Source organism: Streptomyces sp. RK9 (assembly GCF_045070545.1).
GTDB classification, from domain to species: Bacteria; Actinomycetota; Actinomycetes; order Streptomycetales; family Streptomycetaceae; genus Streptomyces; species Streptomyces alboflavus.
In genome coordinates this window covers 4,129,761-4,149,755 of record NZ_CP173703.1, presented here as the reverse complement: position 1 = coordinate 4,149,755, position 19,995 = coordinate 4,129,761, and the positions used below count along the sequence as shown (strand labels likewise).

Annotated in this window: 9 protein-coding genes; all 9 read left to right on the top strand. The window is 73.3% G+C overall.

Translation table 11 applies throughout. The annotated features are described in order from the left end of the window. Positions 1–9 precede the first annotated feature (9 nt). The 9 genes from AB6L24_RS17225 (at position 10) to AB6L24_RS17185 (ending at position 19,993) form a co-directional block, all read left to right on the top strand. Positions 10–867: a ketose-bisphosphate aldolase gene (locus tag AB6L24_RS17225; RefSeq protein ID WP_405656205.1), complete on the top strand. Its 858-nt coding sequence runs from the start codon at positions 10–12 to the stop codon at positions 865–867. A gap of 365 nt (positions 868–1,232) precedes the next feature. Further along, positions 1,233–2,591: a cytochrome P450 gene (locus AB6L24_RS17220; protein ID WP_405656204.1), complete on the top strand. Its 1,359-nt coding sequence runs from the start codon at positions 1,233–1,235 to the stop codon at positions 2,589–2,591. Positions 2,592–2,922: 331 nt separating this feature from the next. Further along, positions 2,923–3,228 (top strand): acyl carrier protein, encoded by a 306-nt coding sequence (locus AB6L24_RS17215; RefSeq protein ID WP_405656202.1) that lies wholly within the window; start codon positions 2,923–2,925, stop codon positions 3,226–3,228. After that, positions 3,225–4,388: an acyl-CoA dehydrogenase family protein gene (locus AB6L24_RS17210; RefSeq protein WP_405656201.1), complete on the top strand. Its 1,164-nt coding sequence runs from the start codon at positions 3,225–3,227 to the stop codon at positions 4,386–4,388. The genes AB6L24_RS17215 and AB6L24_RS17210 overlap by 4 nt, the downstream gene beginning before the upstream one ends. Continuing rightward, on the top strand, positions 4,385–5,434 hold the full coding sequence (locus AB6L24_RS17205) for a 3-oxoacyl-ACP synthase (protein WP_405656200.1): 1,050 nt from the start codon (positions 4,385–4,387) through the stop codon (positions 5,432–5,434). Before AB6L24_RS17210 ends, AB6L24_RS17205 begins: the two co-directional genes overlap by 4 nt. Beyond that, positions 5,431–8,421 carry an amino acid adenylation domain-containing protein gene (locus AB6L24_RS17200; RefSeq protein ID WP_405656199.1) on the top strand — a complete coding sequence of 997 codons (2,991 nt, stop codon included), beginning with the start codon at positions 5,431–5,433 and terminating at the stop codon, positions 8,419–8,421. Before AB6L24_RS17205 ends, AB6L24_RS17200 begins: the two co-directional genes overlap by 4 nt. A gap of 43 nt (positions 8,422–8,464) precedes the next feature. Then, positions 8,465–12,574, top strand: a complete 4,110-nt coding sequence (locus tag AB6L24_RS17195) for a condensation domain-containing protein (RefSeq protein ID WP_405656198.1) — start codon at positions 8,465–8,467, stop codon at positions 12,572–12,574. Further along, on the top strand, positions 12,571–13,446 hold the full coding sequence (locus tag AB6L24_RS17190) for a 3-hydroxyacyl-CoA dehydrogenase family protein (RefSeq protein WP_405656196.1): 876 nt from the start codon (positions 12,571–12,573) through the stop codon (positions 13,444–13,446). Before AB6L24_RS17195 ends, AB6L24_RS17190 begins: the two co-directional genes overlap by 4 nt. Further along, the gene (locus tag AB6L24_RS17185) at positions 13,433–19,993 is read left to right on the top strand and encodes an amino acid adenylation domain-containing protein (protein WP_405656195.1); all 6,561 of its coding nucleotides are present in this window, start codon (positions 13,433–13,435) and stop codon (positions 19,991–19,993) included. Before AB6L24_RS17190 ends, AB6L24_RS17185 begins: the two co-directional genes overlap by 14 nt. The last annotated feature ends 2 nt before the right edge of the window (positions 19,994–19,995 follow it).

Sequence of the window (19,995 nt, the reverse complement as noted above, 5' to 3'; positions counted from 1 at the left end):
GGAGACCTGATGCCGCTGGCACAGACCGGCGCCCTCGTCGCCGAGGCCGCCACCAAGCGCCGCGCCGTCGCGGCCTTCAACATCATCACGCTGGAACACGCCGAGGCCGTCGTCGCCGGCGCCGAGGCCGCCACGTCCCCGGTGGTGCTCCAGATCAGCGAGAACGCGGTCAGCTACCGCTACGGCCGCATCCTGCCGCTCGCCCGCGCCGCGCTCGCGCTCGCCGAGGCGGCGACCGTGCCGGTCGCCCTGCACCTCGACCACGTCACGCAGGACGCCCTGCTGCGGCAGGCCGCCGACGCCGGTTTCAGCTCCGTGATGTACGACGCGTCCCAGCTTCCCTACCACCAGAACCTGACCGCGACCCGGGCCGCCGCCGACTGGGCGCACAGCCAAGGCCTCTGGGTCGAGGCGGAGTTGGGGCAGGTCGGCGGGAAGGGCGGCAAACCCCCGCTGGACGCGCACGCTCCCGGCGCGCGCACGGGCCCCGAGGAGGCCTGCCAGTTCACCGCCGAGACCGGCGTCGACGCGCTCGCCGTCGCCATCGGCAGCTCGCACGCCATGACCTCGCGCACGGCCGTCCTCGACCACGCCCTGCTCGCCCGCCTCGACGAGGCCCTGCGGGTGCCGCTGGTCCTGCACGGCTCCTCCGGTGTCCCGGACGACGAGCTGGCCCGGGCCGTCTCGGGCGGCATCGCCAAGGTCAACATCGGTACGGCCCTGAACATCGCCATGACCAACGCGATCCGCGCATACCTCGCCGACCACCCCGAGGCGGTGGACACCCGCAGCTATCTGACGGTGGGCCGGCAGGCGATGACCACGACGGCCACCCGTCTGATCGGGGTCCTGAACGCGGACAGCTAGCGGTCCTCGACGACGCAGCGGCGCCCGGCGGATCACCGCCGGGCGCCGCTGCGTTCCGGCCACCGACTCCGAGGCGGCCGGAACACGCCGCCGAGCTCGTGATCGAAGAAGCGTGGATTGTCGAACACGGTACGGGGCATGCTGCTCCGAGGCCGCAGCCTCGCGCGCTCGTCGAGCGAACAGCGAGGGTTCACGCGCGGCGACGCGCCGACGGGGCAGCACCGGGCGTCGGCCGCGTACCCGCTCAGGCGCCGACGGCGCAGCGGCGGCCCGTCCCCGCACAGCGACGACTCAGGGGGCGCACGCAGCACGTACTCATCCGCCTCATCCGCCTCATCCACGCAAGGATCGGAGACGAAGACCGCATGAGCACCACCACACAGGGATCGCAGTGGCTCGCCCAACAGGTCCGCTGGACCCTCGGGCACGCCCTGCCCCGTATCACCGTCGCCGCAGCGGCACGGCGGGACGAGCTCCACAGCCAGTTCGTGGCCCAGTCCAGAAAGCCCGACCCCACGGGCGCGGGCGAAGAGCGGCTCCACCACCTGATGGACCGCATCCGCGACCTGGGCCCCGTCCATCACGGCCGGTACGGCTACGTCACGGCCTCGCACGCCGTCGTCAAAGAAGTGCTCAGCAGCAACGACTTCCGCACGGGCATCATCCCCGACGGCACGAGCCCGCTCGCACGCCTCGCCTCCTGGTCCGCCGCGAACGCGCCGATGGGGCCGTTGAAACCGCCGTCCCTGCTGGTCACCGAACCGCCCGAGCACACGAGGTACCGCAAGCTCGTGACCCGCGTCTTCTCCGCCCGGGCCGTGCAGCAGCTGCGCACCCGCACGGAGAAGATCGCCGACGAGTTGCTGAGCGACCTCCAGCGCGCCGAGCCCGGCGCCGCGCCGGTGGACCTGGTCGCCTCGTACTGCAGTCTGCTGCCCGTCACCGTGATCGCCGAGATCCTCGGTGTGCCGCAGTCCGAGCTGCGACGGCTGCGGGCCTTCGGCGCGGCCCTCGCTCCCAGCCTCGACTACGGACTGTCCTGGCGCCGGTTCCGTTCCCTCGAACGCTCGCTGACGAACTTCGATCGCTGGCTGGAGCACCACATCGAGCGGGTCCGCCGCGAACCCGGCGACAACCTGCTCAGCCAGCTCGTCGCCACCCGTGACGACGACGGCAGCGGCCTGACGGACGTCGAACTCCGGGCCACCGCCGGGCTCGTGCTCGGCGCGGGCTTCGAGACCACGGTCAATCTGCTCGGCAACGGCATCGGCTTGCTGCACCGCCATCCCGACCAGCGTGCCGCGCTCGGCGACGATCCCACCCTGTGGCCGAACGCCGTGGACGAGATGCTGCGGTTCGACCCGCCGCTGTTCCGCACCGGACGGACCGCCGTCCGCGACACCACCGTCGCCGGACACGCCATCCCTCAAGGAGCGGCCATCTCCCTGTTGCTCGCCGGAGCGAACCGGGACGCCTCGGTGTTCGCCGAGCCGCACCGCTTCGACATCACCAGGACCGACGCCAAGGACCATCTGTCCTTCTCCGCAGGCCGCCACTACTGCCTCGGCGCGGCACTCGCCCGCATGGAGGGAGAGGCCGGGCTGCGCACTCTCTTCGAGCGCTTTCCGCGGCTCGGCCTGACAGCGGGGGCCCGCCGTCGCGGCACCCGCATACTCCGCGGCTATGACCGGCTGCCCGCCCGCCTGGAGCCGGCACCGGCCTAGCCGCCTCTCACCCTCTTCGCAGCCCCGAAACTGGCAAATCTATGCACACTGCTGTCAAGTGAAAGGGGAAGTTCATGTTCCGAAATGCCTCGGAGCTGCAGACTTTCCCTTTCATTTGATGTCACACAAGGAGATCCATTGGATCTCTGGACTCCCGAACAAGCCCTGTGACAGACTCGCCGCGTTGCACGTGAATCCTGCACGCAGTTTGACCGACCGCCCATGCATGCCGTTGTGACCTGCACTTTTACGACGGATGCGATAGCGGCCAGCACAGCTTCGCACCGTCGAGGCCGTTGCGCCGGCCGTCGCGAAAGGAATTGAACGCGGCATGACCAAACAGGCACATTCTTTGCATGACGCTGTGCACGACGATCTCATTGTTGAGTTGAAGAATCACCTTGAGTCGCTCACTGCCTCCACGGTCGAACCGGACGACGACTTCTTCGAGCGCGGGCTCATCAATTCCCTGAGAGCACTCGAAATCGTGGTCCACGTCGAACAGGCCCATGGCGTTTCCGTCGACGTCGAGGACCTCGATCTCAACAATTTCCGTACCGTCAACCGCATCGCCGATTTCGTCCGGCGCAAGCGTGGGGAGCAGCAGTCGCCCGCCGCGGAAGCGGTGTCGCAGTGACGGTGACCGACCTCGCCCCCGGTCTCCCGCCCGGCCTCTCCCCCGGCTACCCGGCGCTGCTCGCGCGCGCGAGGGCCGAGGCGTCCGCGTGGGACGCCGGGACCGGCCTGCCCCGTGACGTCATCGGGGAGGCCGCGCGGGCCGGGCTGCTCGGCCTGGATGTTCCCGTCGCGTACGGAGGCGGCGGCGCCGGTGCCCGCACGATGGGGCACGCGGCCGCCGAACTCGGTGCCGTCTGCTCCTCGTTGCGCGCCCTGCTCACCGTCAGCGGCATGGTCAACGCGGCCGTCCAGCGCTGGGGCACGGCAGCGCAGCGGGGGACCTGGCTGCCGCGCCTCGCCTCGGGAGACCTCCTCGCGGGCTTCGCCGCCACCGAGCCCGGCGCGGGGACCGAGCTCGCGGCCGTCGCCACCCGCGTCGAACCCGACGGCGGCGAGGTCCGGGTCAGCGGCCACAAAGTGTGGGTCACCTTCGGCCAGGACGCCGACGTGCTGCTGGTCCTCGGCCGCGCGCCGGGCGGACTGACCACGGTCCTGGTGCCGGCCGACGCCCCCGGCGTACGAAGACAGCCGGTCACGGACGCGCTCGGGCTGCGCGGCGCCCGCCTCGCCCACATCGGCTTCGACGACGTCCGCGTCCCCGCGGACCACGTCGTCGGCCCGCCCGGATTCGGGCTCACCCACACCGTCGGCACCGCCCTCGACCACGGCCGCCACACGGTCGCCTGGGGGTGCGTCGGCATGGCCGAGGGCAGTGTCGCCGAAGCCGCCGGGCACGTGGCCCGGCGCAGGCAGGGCGACGTGCCGCTGTCCGGGCACGCCACCGTGCGCGCGGCCCTCGGCCGTGCCCACGTGCGCGCGGAAGGCGCCCGCTCCCTGTGCGAACGGGCCGCCGCCCTGCGGGAGTCGAAGGACCGCGAGGCCATCGCCGCGACCATCATGGCCAAGTACGCCGCCGCCACCGCGGCCGCCGCGGTCACCCGCGACACCGTCCAGCTCCTGGGCTCGGCGGGCTGCACCCTCGACGGGCGGGCCGGGCGCTTCTTCCGGGACGCCAAGATCATGCAGATCATCGAGGGCACGGACGAGGTCTCGGAGCTCGCGATCGGCGACCGGGTCGTCGCGCGCCACACCCCGCACGTCAGGGACAGGCAGCGGTGACCGCCGCACCGCCGGTGACCATCGGCCACGTCGGCACCTGGTTCCCCGACACCGTCAGGACCGTCGACCGCCTGGCGGAAGGGCTCCCCGACGCCCGGCGCGGGCACGCCCGCGCCCTCGGCATCGACGAGGTGCGCGCCGCCGACGGCCTCACCGAGTCCGACCTCGCGGTACGGGCCGCGGAGGCGACGCTGCGCGCGACCGGCACCGAGGCCGCAGAGCTCGACGCGCTGCTGCTCGTCCAGGGCCGCGCGCCGCAGTACCTGATGGCCTCGGAGGCGACCCGCGTCCAGCACGCCATCGGCGCCCACCGGGCGCTGGTCTCCGGCGTCGGCGACCTGGGCTGCGTCTCGGTGTCGGCGGCGTTCAGCCTCGGCACCGGGCTCCTTCGCGGCATGCCGGGCTTCCGCCGCGTCTTGGTCGTCGCCACCTCCAAGGCCGCCGCGCCCGCACGCTACCGCCCGCCGATGACGATCGTGGGGGACGGCGCCGCCGCCGTGCTCCTGACCACGTCCGGGGAGCCGGGCCCCTTCGAGCTGGTCGACCAGTCGCTGCGCACGGACGGCGCCTTCGCCGATCTGTTCCGCATCGACTACCGCGACGTGCCGGAACGCGACTGGGCGGAGCAGTGCGCCAACGAACCGGACTACACGTTCCGCCTCGCCGTGCGCAGCCGCAAGGAGTTCCTCGCCCTCAACGAGGACCTGCTCCGCCGCAACGGCCTGACCGGCGGCGACATCACGGCCCACCTGACGCAGAACCTGTCCGGGGGCGCCTTCGGCTTCTGGCAGGAGGCCCTCGACGTCCCCATCGACCCGGTCTGCGGGCGCAACCTCGCCCGCTACGGGCACCTGGGCCCCGTGGACGTCCTGCTCAACATGGCCGACGCCGCGCCCGCCCTAAACCCCGGCGCCCACGCCCTCGTGATGAACAGCAGCCCCGTGGCCGCCTGGAGCAGCTGGCTGGTGCGCCGCACCGCGCACGCGGCGGCCCCGACACCGGGAGCGGCCGCGACCCCGACACCAGGAACGGAGGAACCGCGATGACCTCACAGCCTTCACCGACCCCACAGGCCTCGTCGACCTCGCCGGTCGCACCGGTGAAGTGCCTGGTGTGGGACCTGGACGACACCATGTGGGACGGCGTCATCCTGGAGAACGACGCCGTCACCCCGCGCCCGGAGGCCCTGCGCGCCCTGGCCGAACTGGACCGACGCGGCATCCTGCACGCCGTCGCCAGCCGCGGCGACCACGAGACCGCCACGACGCATCTGCGGGCCCACGGCCTCCTCGACCGGTTCGCCGCGGTGTGCGTGGGCTGGGGCGACAAGTCCGAGTCCGTGCGGCGGATCGCGCGGGAGCTGAACATCGGCGTCGACTCGCTCGCCTTCATCGACAACGACCCCCTGGAGCGCGCCGAGGTCAAGCACGCCGTGCCGGAGGTCCGCGTCTACGCGCCCGAGGACATGGCCGACCTGCCGGAGCGGCCCGAGTTCACCCCCGCCGTCACCACCGCGGAGTCCGCGGACCGCGCCGCCCTCTACCGCACGGAACGCGCGCGGAAGGAGAGCGAGGACGCGTTCGACGGCACCCGCGAGGAGTTCCTGAGCTGGCTCGGCCTGGAGATGCGGATCTGGCGGGCCACCCCGGACGACCTGGCGCGGGCCCACGAACTCACCGTACGCACACACCAGTTGAACAGCACGGGCCTGGTGTACGGGATGGCGGAACTGCGGGATCTCATGGATTCGCCCGACCACGAGATCCTCGTGGCCTCGCTGCGGGACCGCTTCGGCGACTACGGCACCATCGGGCTCTCCGTCTCGCACCGGCGCGGCGGCGACAGCGTGCTGCGGCTGCTGCTCATGTCGTGCCGGGTGATGTCCCGGGGCGTGGGCAACCTGTTCATCCAGCACGTCAACGCCCGGGCCAGGACGGCGGGGCTGCGTCCGCTCGCCGAGTTCGTGGCCACGGACGTCAACCGCGTCATGCTCGTGACGCTGCGCTTCTCCGGCTTCCAGGTACTCGATCCGGGGCCGGACCCCGTGGTCCTCGTCGCGCCCGACGCGCAGGGCCCTCCCACGCCGCACGTCACGCTCGTCGACGACTCGGTGGCACCTGCTCCGGCCGTCACTCCGCCCGACGTCCTCGGCCTGATCTCGCGGCAGTTCCAGCGGGTGCCCGAGCGGACCGCCGCGGCCGTCGGCGCAGAGTCCATGACGTATCGTCAACTTGACGCGCAGAGCGGTAACTTGGCGCGCCGACTGCAAGACTCCGGTGTGCGTCCCGGAGACACCGTGGTGCTCTACGCGCGCCAGCGGCTCTCGCTCCTCGTCGGCATGGTCGCGGCCCTGCGCACGGGGGCGGCCTGGTGCGTCGCCGACCCGGGGCATCCCGTCGCGCACCTGCGTGCGGTCGTCGGCGACACCGGCTGTGCGGCGGTCGTCTTCCACGGCGAGGACGCCGCGACGTCGCCGGAGAAGGTACGCGCGGCGGTGGCCGTCGACGCCACCGGCCCTCGGCTCGTCGACCTGGACGCGCCACCGGTGGGACGGACGCCGGACGAGGGCGCCGGGGGTGCCGGCACCACGCCGCCCCCTGCCGTGTCGTACGCCGTCCCCTCCCCCCACTCCCCCGCGTACCTCATCTCCACCTCCGGCACGACCGGCCCGCCCAAGAACGTGATGATCAGCCGCGGGGGCCTCGCCTCCCTGATCGCCTCGCGCCCTTACGAACCCGGGCTCACGGCGTTCTCCGCGCTGCGCCTCGCCTTCGACGGCTCGCTGATGTTCACGTTCCACGCGCTGTGCACGGGCGGCACCGCCGTGCTCCCCGACGCGGACGAGCTGATGTCCGCCGAGCGGGTGGCGGCCCTGCTGCGCGCCCACGAGGCCCAGCAGTGCCTGACCACGCCGTCCTTCTACCGGCAGTTGCTCGCGCACCTCGACGGCGCCGACCGTCATCTGCGGCTCCTCGTCCTGGCCGGTGAGGCCACCGCGCCCGCACTGGTCCGGCGCCACCGCGCCGCGCTGCCGGGCACGCGGCTCGGCAACGAGTACGGGCCGACGGAGGCGACGGTGGCGGTCACCGCCCACGACGTCAGCGGTGACCCGGAGGACGTGGTGCCCATGGGGACGATCACCGCGGGCTCCTCCGCGCACCTCCTGGACGATCGGCTCAGGCCCGTCCCGGCGGGTGACGTCGGCGAGTTGTACCTGGGCGGTCTCCAGCTCGCCCTCGGCTACGCGGCGCGCCCGGCGACGACCGCGGTGCGGTTCGTCGCCAACCCCTTCGCACCCGGGGAGCGGTTGTACCGCACGGGTGATCTGGCGCGGCTCAACCCCGAGGGGCACTTCGAGTTCCTGGGGCGCGGCGACGGCCAGGTCAAGATCGGCGGGGTGCGGGTCGAACGGCTCGCCGCCGAGACCGTCCTGGAGGGTCACCCGGGGGTCGGGCAGGCCGTCGTGGTCGCCACCACGGAGGCGCTCGCGGGCGTGGAGGACGCGGACGTCACCACGCTGACCGCCTACTGGGTGCGCGCCACCTCCGAGGGCGATGAGCAACCGCCCCCCGATGCACGGGAGTTGCGGGAGTTCTGCGCGCGCGGGCTCGTCCCCCAGGCTGTACCCGGACGGTTCGTGGCGGTGGACGCCATCCCGCTGACCCCCAACGGCAAGGCGGACGAGAAGGCGCTGCGCCGACTCCACACGGCGACGGCCGGGACTGTGGCCCTCGACGCCGACCGGTGGCCGACCGACGCGCAGCGGGAGGTCGCGGCGTGCTGGGCGGGCGTACTCGGCCACGGCGACTTCGACGCGCGGGACAGCTTCTTCGACCTCGGCGGCACCTCGCTCCAACTGCTCGCCCTGCACGCGTCGTACGAACTGCGCTGGCCCGGCGCCGTGCAACTGGGCCAGCTCTTCGACAGTCGGACGGTCGCTTCCCACGCCGAACTCATCGCGAGCACCGGCGCGCCGGAGCCGGCCGCCGCGCGGCCGTCGACCCCGGCCGTGCCCACAGGGAGCGACGTATGAGCGCAGCGGAACGCACGAACCGCAGCCGAGACGGAGGGGCCGCATGAGCGCGGGAGCACAGATCGGTACCGCGATCCTCAGGGGCGAGGCGCACGGACTCCGGGAACCGGCCACGGGTCCGCTCGGCCCGCAGGAAGCGGACGGCGCCGCGAGGGGCGTGCTCGACACCGACATCGCCATCGTGGGCATGGCCGTGCGCTTCCCGGGCGCCGACGACCTGGACGCCTTCCGCGCCAACCTCCGCGCGGGCCACGACGCCGTCCGCACCATGCCCGCGGCGCGCGCGGCGGCCACCGGACTCGACCCCGCGGCGGACTACCTGCCCATGGGCTACCTGGACGACATCCACACCTTCGACCACGCGTTCTTCGGACTCACCCGGCACGAGGCCCAGCTGATCGACCCCCAGCACCGGATCGCCCTCACGCTCGCCCACCAGGCGATCGAGGACGCCGGGCAGAGCACCGGAGAGCTGCGCGGCCGGTCCACCGCCGTCGTCTTCAGCGCCACGTCCTCGGGCTACGGAAGACGCATCGACCAGTCCGACGTGCTCGGCGCCCTCGGCAACGCGCCCTTCGGCCTGCCCGCCCGGATCGCGCACACCCTCGGCCTCGACGGGCCCTGCTACTCCCTCGACAGCGGGTGCAACGGGTCGCTGCTCGCCGTCCGGCTCGCCTGTCGCGAACTGGCCGCGGGCGACGCCGAGTACGCGCTCGCCGGGGGCGTGAGCGTACGCCCCGACGGCGTCACGCGGCAGCAGGTCGGCGGCTTCGCCGAGATCGCGTCGAGCAGCGACCGCTGCCGGTCGTTCGACGCGACGGCCGACGGCACCGTCGCGGGCGAGGGCGGTGCGGCGCTGCTCCTCACCACGGTGGCGCGGGCCCGCGCCGCGCACCTGCCGGTCCACGCCGTGATCCGCGGGATCGCCGCCCGTCACAACGGCGGCGCGGCCGCGACGATCAGCGCGCCCAGCGCGGCGGCGCACGCCACCGTCATCCGGCAGGCGTGGCGGACGGCGGGCGTCGACCCCTTCCGGGCGGGGTTCCTGGAAGCCCACGGCTCGGGCACCAGGCTCGGGGACGCCGTGGAACTGGAAGGTCTCGCCGAGGTCTTCCGGGGCCGTGCGCGACCGCTGCCCGTCGGGTCCGTGAAGTCCGCCATCGGCCACCTCGACGGCGCGGCAGGAGTGGCGGGCCTGGTCAAGGCCGTCCTGAGCGTGCGCGACGCCGAGCTGTACCCCTCGCTGCACTTCACCCAGGCGCCGCCCGGGGTCGACCTGCGGGCCGCGTCCCTGGAGATGATCGGCGAGCCCCGTCCGTGGGAGGACGACGAACGCCTCGCGGGGGTCAGCTCCTTCAGCCTCGGCGGCGGCAACGCGCACTGCGTCGTGCAGGCTCCGCCCCCGCCGCCCGCGCCCGCAACGCCGGACACGCGGTCTCCGCGGCTCGTCGGCGTGTCGGCCCGCAGCCGCACCGCCCTCGCGCGGCTGTGCGCCGATCTCGCCGTGGCCCTCCACGGCGACACACGGCACCTCGACGACATCGCCCACACCCTCAACCGGGGCCGCACCCACTTCCGGCACCGCGTCGGTGTGACCGCCGATTCGACCGGAGCGCTCGCCCTGAACCTGGCCGCCCAGGCCACCTGGCTCGCCGCGGGCCCCGAAGAGGACCCGCCCACCACAGCGCCCCGGGACGACCGCCCCCAGGTGGTGCTGCTGCTCTCCCCGGACGCGCCCGCGCCCGTCGCCGCCCCGGCGGGCCTGCCTGACCGGCTCCCGGCCGTCGGTGCCACCGCGGAGATCCTGTCCGCCCAGCTGGCCGCCGTCACCGAGCTGAGGCGCTGCGGCATCCGTCCCGACGTGGTCATCGGCGCGGGCGTCTCGCGCTACCTGGCCCGTCACCTGCGCGGCGAACTCACTCCGGCGGACACCGCCGACCTCGCCGCGGGCACCGACCCCGGCCCGGTGGACGCCGGCCGCTTCGCCCAGGTGGTCGGGGACCTGCTCGAGCAGGGGCCCGCCGTCCTCGTCGACGTCACCCCCGGTGGCTCCCTGGGCACCCTCGCGCGCGAACGGTTCGGCGCCGACCCGCGCGCCCACTGCCATGTCGTCGACCCCGACGACCGGGACCTGCTGGGTGTGCTCGGCGCTCTGTACGAGGCCGGGGTGGACCCGGACTGGTCCGCGGTCGGCCCGGCCGCGCCCCGGCACAGCCGCGTCCGGCTCCCCGGACACCCGCTGCGGCCGACGACGTGCTGGCTGCCGCCACGGGAGGCGCACGCGGCGCCGCCCCCGCCCGCATCGACACCGGCACCGGCACCGACACCGACACCGACACCCGACGCCGTCCGCGCCGCGGAGCCGGGCGACGGGCGCGGCACGCTCGACTGGCTGTGCGCGACCCTCGGCGAGCTCCTCGGGATACCGGTCCCCGGCCCCGAGAGCGACTTCTTCGAGCTGCGGGGCAACTCGCTGATCGCGCTCCAGGTCATCAACCGCGTCGAGGAACGCCTCGGGGTCCGCCACCGGCTCCTCGACCTCTACGAACACCCGCGCATCGAGGACTTCGCGCGGTTCATCGAGCCCTCCTCGAACGGGCCCGCCCCCGACCCGGCGGAGCCCGCCCCCGATCTGGCGGAGCCCGCTCCCGTCCCGGCACCACCTGCCGCCGACGCGGAGCCCGCTCGCGCGCCGGAGCCCGCCGCACCGGCGGCCCGGCCCGAACTGGCCCCGCGCGACGAACTGACCATGTCCTTCGGTCAGGAGCGGATGTGGTTCCACCATCAGATCGATCCCGGCACCACCCTGTACAACCAGCCGACGGTACGGCGGATCGACGGTCCGCTGGACGTGGACGCGCTGCGCGGCATGTGGCACGACCTCGCCCTGCGGCACGAGCCGCTGCGGTGCAACTTCGTCGACGTCGACGGAGTACCGCAGATGCGGGTCCGCCCCGACCCGGGCGACTTCTTCACCTTCACCGACGTCTCCGACTCCCCCGACCCCGAGTCGTCCGCCAGGGAGTTGGTCCTGCGGGCCGCGCAGCACCGCTTCGACGTCGCCGAAGAACCGCTGCTGCGGGTGCTGCTGGTGCGCGTCGCGCCCGACCGGCACGTGATGCAGTACACGACGCACCACGCCGTGAGCGACGGCGGCACCCCGCGCATCCTGCGCCGCGAACTGCCCGAGCTGTACGCGGCACGGCAGGAGGGTCGAGCGGCCCGGTTGCCCGCCCTGCCCGTGCGGTACCGGGACTATGCCTGCTGGCAGCGCGAGTTGCTCGCAGGATCCGCCCTGGACCGCGAACTCGCGTACTGGAGGAAGACCCTTCAGGACGCGCCCCGCGTCGAGCTGCCCCTCGACCACCCGCGACCGGCGCGCAAGTCGTACACCGGCGCCATGGTGCCGTTCACCGTCGAGGCACCGGTGGTGGAGCGGCTGCGGACGCTGGCGGCCGAGGAGTCGGTGACGCTGTTCGTGGTGCTCCTGTCCGGGTTCAATCTGCTGCTCGCGCGGCTCACCGGGCAGCGGGACCTGGTCGTCGGCACGCCGACGTCCGGCCGCAACCATCCGGCGCTGCAGGACCTGATCGGCTACTTCAACAGCACGGTCGCGCTGCGCTGCGCGGTGCCGCCGCAGGCCGGCCTCGGTGACTTCCTGCGCCGGACACGGGCGACGGTGCTCGACGCCATGGACCACCAGGAGGTCCCCTTCGACCGGGTGGTCAGTGCGCTGGGCGCCCGGCGCGAGGCAGGTCGCGACCCTGTCGTCGACGTGTCGTTCGTCCACCAGGAGGTGCCCGGCTTCACGCTCGCCGACGGCAGCGGCGGCGGCCTCTTCGACGAGCGGGAGAACGTCGTCACCCTCGTCGAGGGGATGCCCGCCCACACCTCCAAGCTCGACCTGACGCTGGTCACCAGCGTCAGGGAGGGCCGGGCGGACGTGACGGCGGGCCTGGAGTACAGCACCGAGCTGTTCACCGCCGACACCGCGGCCGGCTTCATCGGCGCCTACCAGGACGTGCTGCGGGCCCTGGCCTTCACCCACGACACCGCGCAGCCGATAGCCGCGCTCCTCGACACCTCCGACGCCGCTCCGCACACCACCGCCGAAGGCCCGGACGCCGACTCAGTCCTGGAAGGACCACGATGACCGCAGACAACCGCCCCCTGGACGCCGCGGAACGCGTCGGTGTCGTCGGCGCCGGGACCATGGGCAGCGGAGTCGCCCAGAGCCTCGCCCAGGCCGGGTACGAGGTCGTGGTCGTCGAACCCGACCCTGCCGCTGCCGAACGGGCGCGCGCCGCCATCAAGGACGGCGTGCGGCTCGCCGCCCTCCTCGGCCGCGTCGAGCGGGGCGCCGCCGTCGGCGTCCTCGGCCGCGTGCGGTGGGCACAGGAGCTGAGCGCCCTGGACGACGTCGGTTTCGTCGTCGAGTGCGCCACCGAGCGGCAGGACCTCAAGGAGAAGCTGTTCGCCGAGCTCGACCGCGTCACCCCGCCGGGCGCCGTCCTCGCGTCCCTCACCTCGGCGATCCCCATCGCCGGGCTCGCCGCCCGCACCGACCGCCCCGACCGGGTGCTCGGTCTGCACATCATGAACCCGGCGCCGCTGAAGGAGACCGTCGAGGTCGTCCGGACGCCGGAGACCAGCGACGACACGCTCGCTGTCACGGCGCGGCTCCTGGAGCGCATGGGCAAGCGGCAGTTGGTGGTCCTCGACGGCCCCGGCTTCGTCATCAACCGCGTGCTGATGCTGACCATCGTCGAGGCGGCGGCGGCCATGGGCGAGGGCAAGGCGGACGCGACGACGACGGACGCGCTGTTCGAGCAGTGCCTGGGCCATCAGATGGGCCCTCTGCGCACGGCGGACCTCATCGGCCTCGACAACGTGGACGACACCTTGACCGTGCTGCGGGCGCACACCGGGGACAGCCGCTACACGGCGCCGCCCGCCCTGCGCGAGCTGGTGGACGCGGGGCACTTCGGCCGCAAGACCGGGAAGGGTTTCCATGACTACGCATGAGACACGCGGCCCGGAGCGGGAGAACGGCGCCACGACGGCGGAGGGCACCGCGGAGCGCCCGCAGGACGCCTTCCGCCAGATGAGCACCGACGAGCTGCGCGCCCATCTCGACACGATCCTCGACGCCACGCCCCAGCAGCCCTCCTCACCGCGGCGGCCCGCCCCGCCCGCCCCCGGCGACCGGCCGGCGACCGGCCCCACCGGCCCCGGACAGCGCCCCGTCCTCGTGCACGAGCGCTTCGCCCAGTGGGCCACGCGCACCCCGCACGCGGTCGCCCTGGTCGACCGCGACACCCACGTCACGTACGCCGAACTCGACGCCCGCGCCGACCGGATCGCGCACCGCCTGCGCGCGCACGGCGTCGGACCCGGCATCCTCGTCGGCGTCAGCATGGACCGGTCCGCCGACCTGGTCGCGGCTCTTCTCGCCGTCCTCAAGGCCGGGGGCTGCTACGTCCCGCTCGACCCCTCCTACCCCGAGCGACGGCTCCGGTACCTGGTCGAGGACTCCGGGGTGGCCACGGTGCTGGTCAGCCGCGAGGTCCCGCGGTGGTGGTCCGGGTTCACGGGCACCGTCCTGGACCTGGCCGACGCCCGCGAGGACGATCCTTACCCGGCCACGCCGGTGGCGGACGGCGCCGGGCCCGACGACCCCGCGTACCTCGTCCACACCTCGGGCTCCACGGGCCGCCCCAAGGGCGTCGTGGTGCCGCACCGCAACGTCAGCAGGCTGTTCGACGCCACCGAGCAGTGGTTCGGCTTCGGCCCGCGGGACGTGTGGACGCTGTTCCACTCGTACGCCTTCGACTTCTCGGTGTGGGAGCTGTGGGGCGCCCTCGCCCACGGGGGCCGGCTCGTGGTGGTGCCGTACGAGACCAGCCGCGCGCCCGACGCGTTCCTGCGGCTCCTGCGCGAGCAGCGGGTCACCGTCCTGAACCAGACGCCGTCGGCCTTTCACCAGCTCATCCGCGCCGACGCCGCCGCGCGTCCCGACGAGGGCGAACTGGCCCTGCGGTACGTCGTCTTCGGCGGTGAGGCGCTCGACCCGCGCGCGCTTGCCGACTGGTGCGCCCGGCACGGCGACGCCACGCCCCAGTTGATCAACATGTACGGGATCACCGAGACGACCGTGCACGTGACCTACCGCCCGATCACGCTGAGGGACGTCACGGCGGGCACGAGCAGTGTGATCGGCCGCCCCCTGCCGGATCTGGAGCTGCACGTCCTGGACCCGCGACGACGACCGGTTCCGGCCGGAGAGACCGGCGAACTGTACGTGGGCGGAGCGGGCCTGGCCCACGGCTACGCCGGCAAGCCCGGTCTCACCGCCGAACGCTTCGTCCCGCACCCGTTCGCGACGCGCCCCGGGCAGCGGCTGTACCGCACGGGCGATCTGGCGCGCGTGCTGCCCGACGGGGACATCGAGTACCGCGGCCGGCTCGACTCCCAGGTCCAGCTCCGGGGTTTCCGGGTGGAACTGGGTGAGATCGAGTCGGTGCTCACCGAGCATCCGGCCGTGCACGAGGCCGTGGTGGTGCCGCGTACCGACGAGGAGGGGCACGTCCGCCTCGCCGCGTACGTCACCGCGCGCGAGACGGCCCCCGGCCCCGGGGCGCTGCGCACCCACGCGGTCGGCGGGCTGCCCGCCCACATGGTTCCCGCGACCTTCACCGTCCTGGCCGAGCTCCCACTCACCGACCACGGCAAGGTGGACCGCGACCGCCTTCCCGTGCCGGACGCGCACGAGGCAGGGTCCGCCGAGCCCTACGTCGCTCCCCGCGACCGGGCGGAGAAGATCCTCGCCGACGCGTGGTGCCGGGTCCTGCGCCTGGACCGTGTGGGCATCGACGACAACTACTTCAGCCTCGGCGGCGACTCCATCCTCAGCATCCGGATGCTGGCGCTCGCCCGGAAGGCCGGCCTGGACCTCGCGTTCCAGGACCTGCTGGAGTGCCAGACGGTCCGCACGCTCGCCGCGGTGGCCCGGCAGACCGCGCAGGAGCCCCGGGCGACTCCGGCGTACGAGGCGTTCTCCCTGCTCGCGTCGGCGGACCGGGACCTGTTGCCGGACGGCGTCGCCGACGCCTACCCGATGACGCGGCTTCAGCAGGGCATGCTGTTCCACAGCGATCCGACGGCGCCCGGAGCGGCGTACCACAACGTCTCGACGTACCGGCTGCGCGGCCCCTTCAGCGAGCGTGCCTGGCGCGAGGCCGTGTCCGGCCTGCTGGAGCGGCACGACGTCCTGCGGACCTCGTTCGATCTGGTCCGCTTCAGCGAGCCCCTGCAGCTGGTGCACCGGCGGGTCGAACCGCCCCTGACGTTCGAGGACCTGCGTGGGCGCGATCAGGCCGAGCTGAACGCGGCCGCGGACCGCAGGTTCGCCCGGGAGCGGGCCGAGCGGTTCGACTGGCGGTCGGCCCCGCTGATCAGGTTCCACGTGCAGCGCCGCACCGACGACACGCACCAGCTGTTCGTGACCGAGCACCACGCGATCCTCGACGGCTGGAGCGAACGCTCGCTCTTCGTCGAGCTGCTGCGCCGGTACGCCGACGGGGTCCGCGGCACGCACAGCGCGACGCCTCCCGCGCCCGCCACCCGCTTCGCCTCGTTCGTCGAGCTGGAGCGCGCCTCGGTGGCCGGCGAGGCCGACCGGCGTTTCTGGGCGGACCAGTTGGCGGGGGCGACGTTCACGCCGCTGCCGCGCGGCGTGCCCGCCGCCGGGAGAGCGCCGGGACCGGCGATGCGGATCGACGGCCGCTGGATCTCTCCGCAGGTGTACGAGGGCCTCCAGGCGTTGGCCCGTGACCTCGGTGTGTCGCTGCGCATCGTGCTGCTCGCGGCCCATCTGCGGGTGATGAGCCTGCTGAGCGGGTCGGACGACGTCGTCACCGGCGTCATCCACAACGGGCGCAGCGAGGAGGAGGACGGCGACCTGACCCTCGGGCTCTTCCTCAACACGCTGCCCGTGCGCGGCCGTCTGACCGGAGGGACCTGGCGCGACCTGGTGCGGCACACGGCGGAGCTCGACCGTGCCGTGCAGCCGCACCGCCGCTATCCGCTCGCGGAGATCCTGCACGGCACGAACGCACCCGAGCTCTTCGAGACGTTCTTCAACTACACCCACTTCCACGTCGAGCGTTCCCTCGCCGACCAGTCGGAGGTGGAGGTCGTCGAGCAGGACGTCGTCGCCGACACGCACTTCCCCTTCGGCGTGGAGTTCCTCCGGAGCGGCACCGAGGACGCGCTGGGCCTCGGGCTGCGGTTCGACGCCTCGCTGTTCACCGCCGAGCAGATCGACCTCGTCCACGGCCACTACGTGGCCGCGCTCACCGCCCTCGCCACGGACGGGGACGCGCGCTACGAGACCACCGACCTGCTGTCGGCGGCCGAGCACCAGCGGATCCAGAAGTGGAACGACACCGCGGAGCGCTTCGACCGCCCGCACGTCCTCCACACGCTGGTGGCGGAGCAGGCACGCCGGACCCCCGACGCCACGGCCGTGCGCTTCGACGGCGCGGGGATGACGTACCGCGAACTGGACGAGCGGGCCGACCGGCTCGCCCATCTGCTGCGCGCCGGGGGCGTCCGGCGCGGCAGTCTCGTCGCGGTGGTCCTCGACCGTTCGGCGGAGCTGCCGGTGAGCCTGCTCGCGGTGCTGAAGGCCGGTGGCACCTATGTGCCGCTCGACCCCGAGCACCCGCGGCGGCGGCTGCGCGAGATCCTCACCGACGCGGGGATCACCCTGGCGGTCTCCCAGGGGCCCGGCGGCGAGAAGGTCGCGGCGCCCGGCGTCACGGTCGTCCGGCCCGACGCGGCCGAGGTATCGGGGTTCACCTGCCCGCCGGGGCCGCCCGAGAGCGGTGCGGGGCCGGACGACGGCGCCTACATGATCTTCACGTCGGGCTCGACCGGGAAGCCCAAGGGCGTCCTCGTCTCCCACGGGGCGATCGCCAACCGGCTCCTGTGGCTGCAGCGGCAGTTCCCGCTGCGGCCCGGTGAGCCGGTGCTGCAGAAGACCCCCGCGACCTTCGACGTGTCCGTCTGGGAGTTCTTCTGGCCGCTGTTCACCGGCAGTGTCCTGGTCGTGGCCCGGCCCGGCGGCCACCGCGATCCCGCCCACCTCGCCGAGCTGATCGTCGCCGAGTCCGTCACGACGGTGAACTTCGTGCCCTCCATGCTCCGGGCGTTCCTGGAGGATCCGGCCGGCGCCCGGTGCACCGGTCTGACCCGTGTCCTCTGCGCGGGCGAGGCCCTCCCGTACGACCTGCAGCGGCAGTTCCAGGCCACGCTGCCCGCGGAGCTGCACAACATCTACGGCCCCACGGAGGCCGACCTCACGCACTGGCGGTGTGCCGAGGACGGCAGCGGCACCGTGCCCATCGGGTGGCCGATCGCGAACTCCGAGGTCCATGTCCTGGACCGCCACGGGCAGTACGTCCCCCAGGGCGTGACCGGGGAGCTGTACCTCGCAGGCGCCGGGCTCGCCGAGGGCTACCACCGGCGGCCGGACCTGACCGAGGCCGGCTTCGTCCAGCACACCGACCACGCCGGTGTGGCCCGCAGGATGTACCGCACGGGTGACCTCGTCCGGCATCGGCCCGACGGCGCCCTGGAGTTCCGCGGCCGTGCCGACGCGCAGCTCAAGCTGCGCGGCCACCGGATCGAGCCGGGCGAGATCGAGGCCGTGCTCCGGAGCCACCGGGACGTGCTGGAGTGCGCCGTCCTGCTGCGGGAGGGGCGACTGGTCGCCTTCTTCGTCGCGGACGCGGGAGCCCGCCCCGACGCCGGGGAGCTCGCCGCCCACGCGGCGAGCAGGCTGCCCGCCCACATGGTGCCGGCCGTCTGGTCGCGACTCGACGCGATGCCCCTCACCGGCAGCGGCAAGGTGGACCGCAAGGCCCTGCCGTCGGTGCCGGGCACCCTGCTGACCGACGCGGCACGCGACACCACGCCGCCACGCGACGCCCGCGAGGCCCGGCTCCTCGAACTCTGGACCGAACTCCTCGGTGGGCAACAGCTCGGCGTGCACGCCGACTTCTTCGCCGCGGGCGGTCATTCCTTGCTGGCGACCCGCCTGGTGTCGCGCATCCGCTCCGAGTTCGGTGCGGAGCTGAGCATCGGCACCTTCTTCGAGAAGCCCACGGTCGCGGCGCTCGCCGCGGTCCTGGACACGTCCGGTCGCCGTCGGCCCGCGCTCACCCCCGCGACCGGCCCACGGGTGACTCCGCTGTCCTTCGCCCAGGAGTGGTTCCGGGACGAGTTGGACGGCCCCACCCGGCACAACATCACGATGGCGCTGCGGCTGACCGGCTCCCTGGACCGCAAGGCACTGCGGGCGGCGCTCCAGGATGTGGTCGACCGGCACGAGACGCTGCGGACGGTGTTCCCGTTCAGGGACGGCGAGCCCTGTCAGCACGTCGTCGACACGGGTGTCGCCTCGTTCGGCCTGCCGGTGCTCGACGTGACGCGCGAGGAGGTGCGCCCGGCCATCGAGCGGGAGTCCCACCACGCCTTCGTCCTGAGCGACGAGATCCCCTGGCGGGCCCACCTGCTGGCGGTGGACGAGGAGGAGCACGTACTGGTGATGGTGGTGCACCACATCGCGTCGGACGGATGGTCCGAGCACGTCCTCGGCCGGGACATCTCAGCCGCCTATGCGGCCCGCGTCGAGGGCCGTGCGCCGCACTGGGCCCCGCCGCCGGTGCGTTACACCGACTACACGCACTGGCAGCGCGACCTGCTCGGCGACGAGAGCGACCCGGACAGCACGCTGCGCCGCCAACTGGCGTACTGGAAGGCCAGGCTGGCAGGGGCCCCCGAGGAGCTGACGCTGCGCACGGACCGGCCGCGTCCGGCCGTCGCCTCGCGCCGGGGCGGCGATGTGCCGCTGCGCCTGCCGGCCGATCTGCACCGCGATCTCGTCGCGCTGGCCGACGAGCACGGGGCGAGCGTGTTCATGGTGCTGCAGTCGGCGCTGGCCCTGCTGCTGTGCCGCAGGGGGGCGGGAGAGGACATCCCGATCGGTACGGCCATCGCCGGACGCACCGACGACGCGCTGGAAGATCTCGTCGGCTTCTTCGTCAACACCCTCGTGCTGCGTCACGACCTGTCCGGAGAACCGTCCTTCGGCGAACTGCTCAAGCGGACCCGCACGCACACGCTGGCCGCCTACGACCACCAGGATCTGCCGTTCGAACGGCTCGTGGAGGAGCTGGTCCCCGACCGGTCGGCAGCCCGCAACCCCCTCTTCCAGGTCAAGCTGGTCCTGCACAACACCCCGGAAGCCGCCCTGGACCTCACCGGCCTGAAGGCCGAGCCGGTTCCGATGGAGCACACGTTCATCGTGTACGACATCAACATCCACCTGTACGAGCGGTTCGACGCCGCGGGCCGCCCGGCCGGTCTCGAGGGGAACCTGATCTTCGCCACCGACCTCTTCGACCGGAGCACCGTCGAGGCCCTGGCCCGGGGGCTCACCCACGTCCTGACCGCGGCGGCCGCCGATCCCGCGCAGCCGGTCAGCGGATTCCGCGTACCGGTCTGACA

What these genes read in the sequence shown, in the direction of transcription:
- AB6L24_RS17225 (WP_405656205.1), top strand. Translation starts at nt 10, where the DNA reads ATGCCGCTGGCACAGACCGGCGCCCTCGTCGCCGAGGCCGCCACCAAG.
- AB6L24_RS17220 (WP_405656204.1), top strand. Translation starts at nt 1,233, where the DNA reads ATGAGCACCACCACACAGGGATCGCAGTGGCTCGCCCAACAGGTCCGC.
- AB6L24_RS17215 (WP_405656202.1), top strand. Translation starts at nt 2,923, where the DNA reads ATGACCAAACAGGCACATTCTTTGCATGACGCTGTGCACGACGATCTC.
- AB6L24_RS17200 (WP_405656199.1), top strand. Translation starts at nt 5,431, where the DNA reads ATGACCTCACAGCCTTCACCGACCCCACAGGCCTCGTCGACCTCGCCG.
- AB6L24_RS17195 (WP_405656198.1), top strand. Translation starts at nt 8,465, where the DNA reads ATGAGCGCGGGAGCACAGATCGGTACCGCGATCCTCAGGGGCGAGGCG.
- AB6L24_RS17190 (WP_405656196.1), top strand. Translation starts at nt 12,571, where the DNA reads ATGACCGCAGACAACCGCCCCCTGGACGCCGCGGAACGCGTCGGTGTC.
- AB6L24_RS17185 (WP_405656195.1), top strand. Translation starts at nt 13,433, where the DNA reads ATGACTACGCATGAGACACGCGGCCCGGAGCGGGAGAACGGCGCCACG.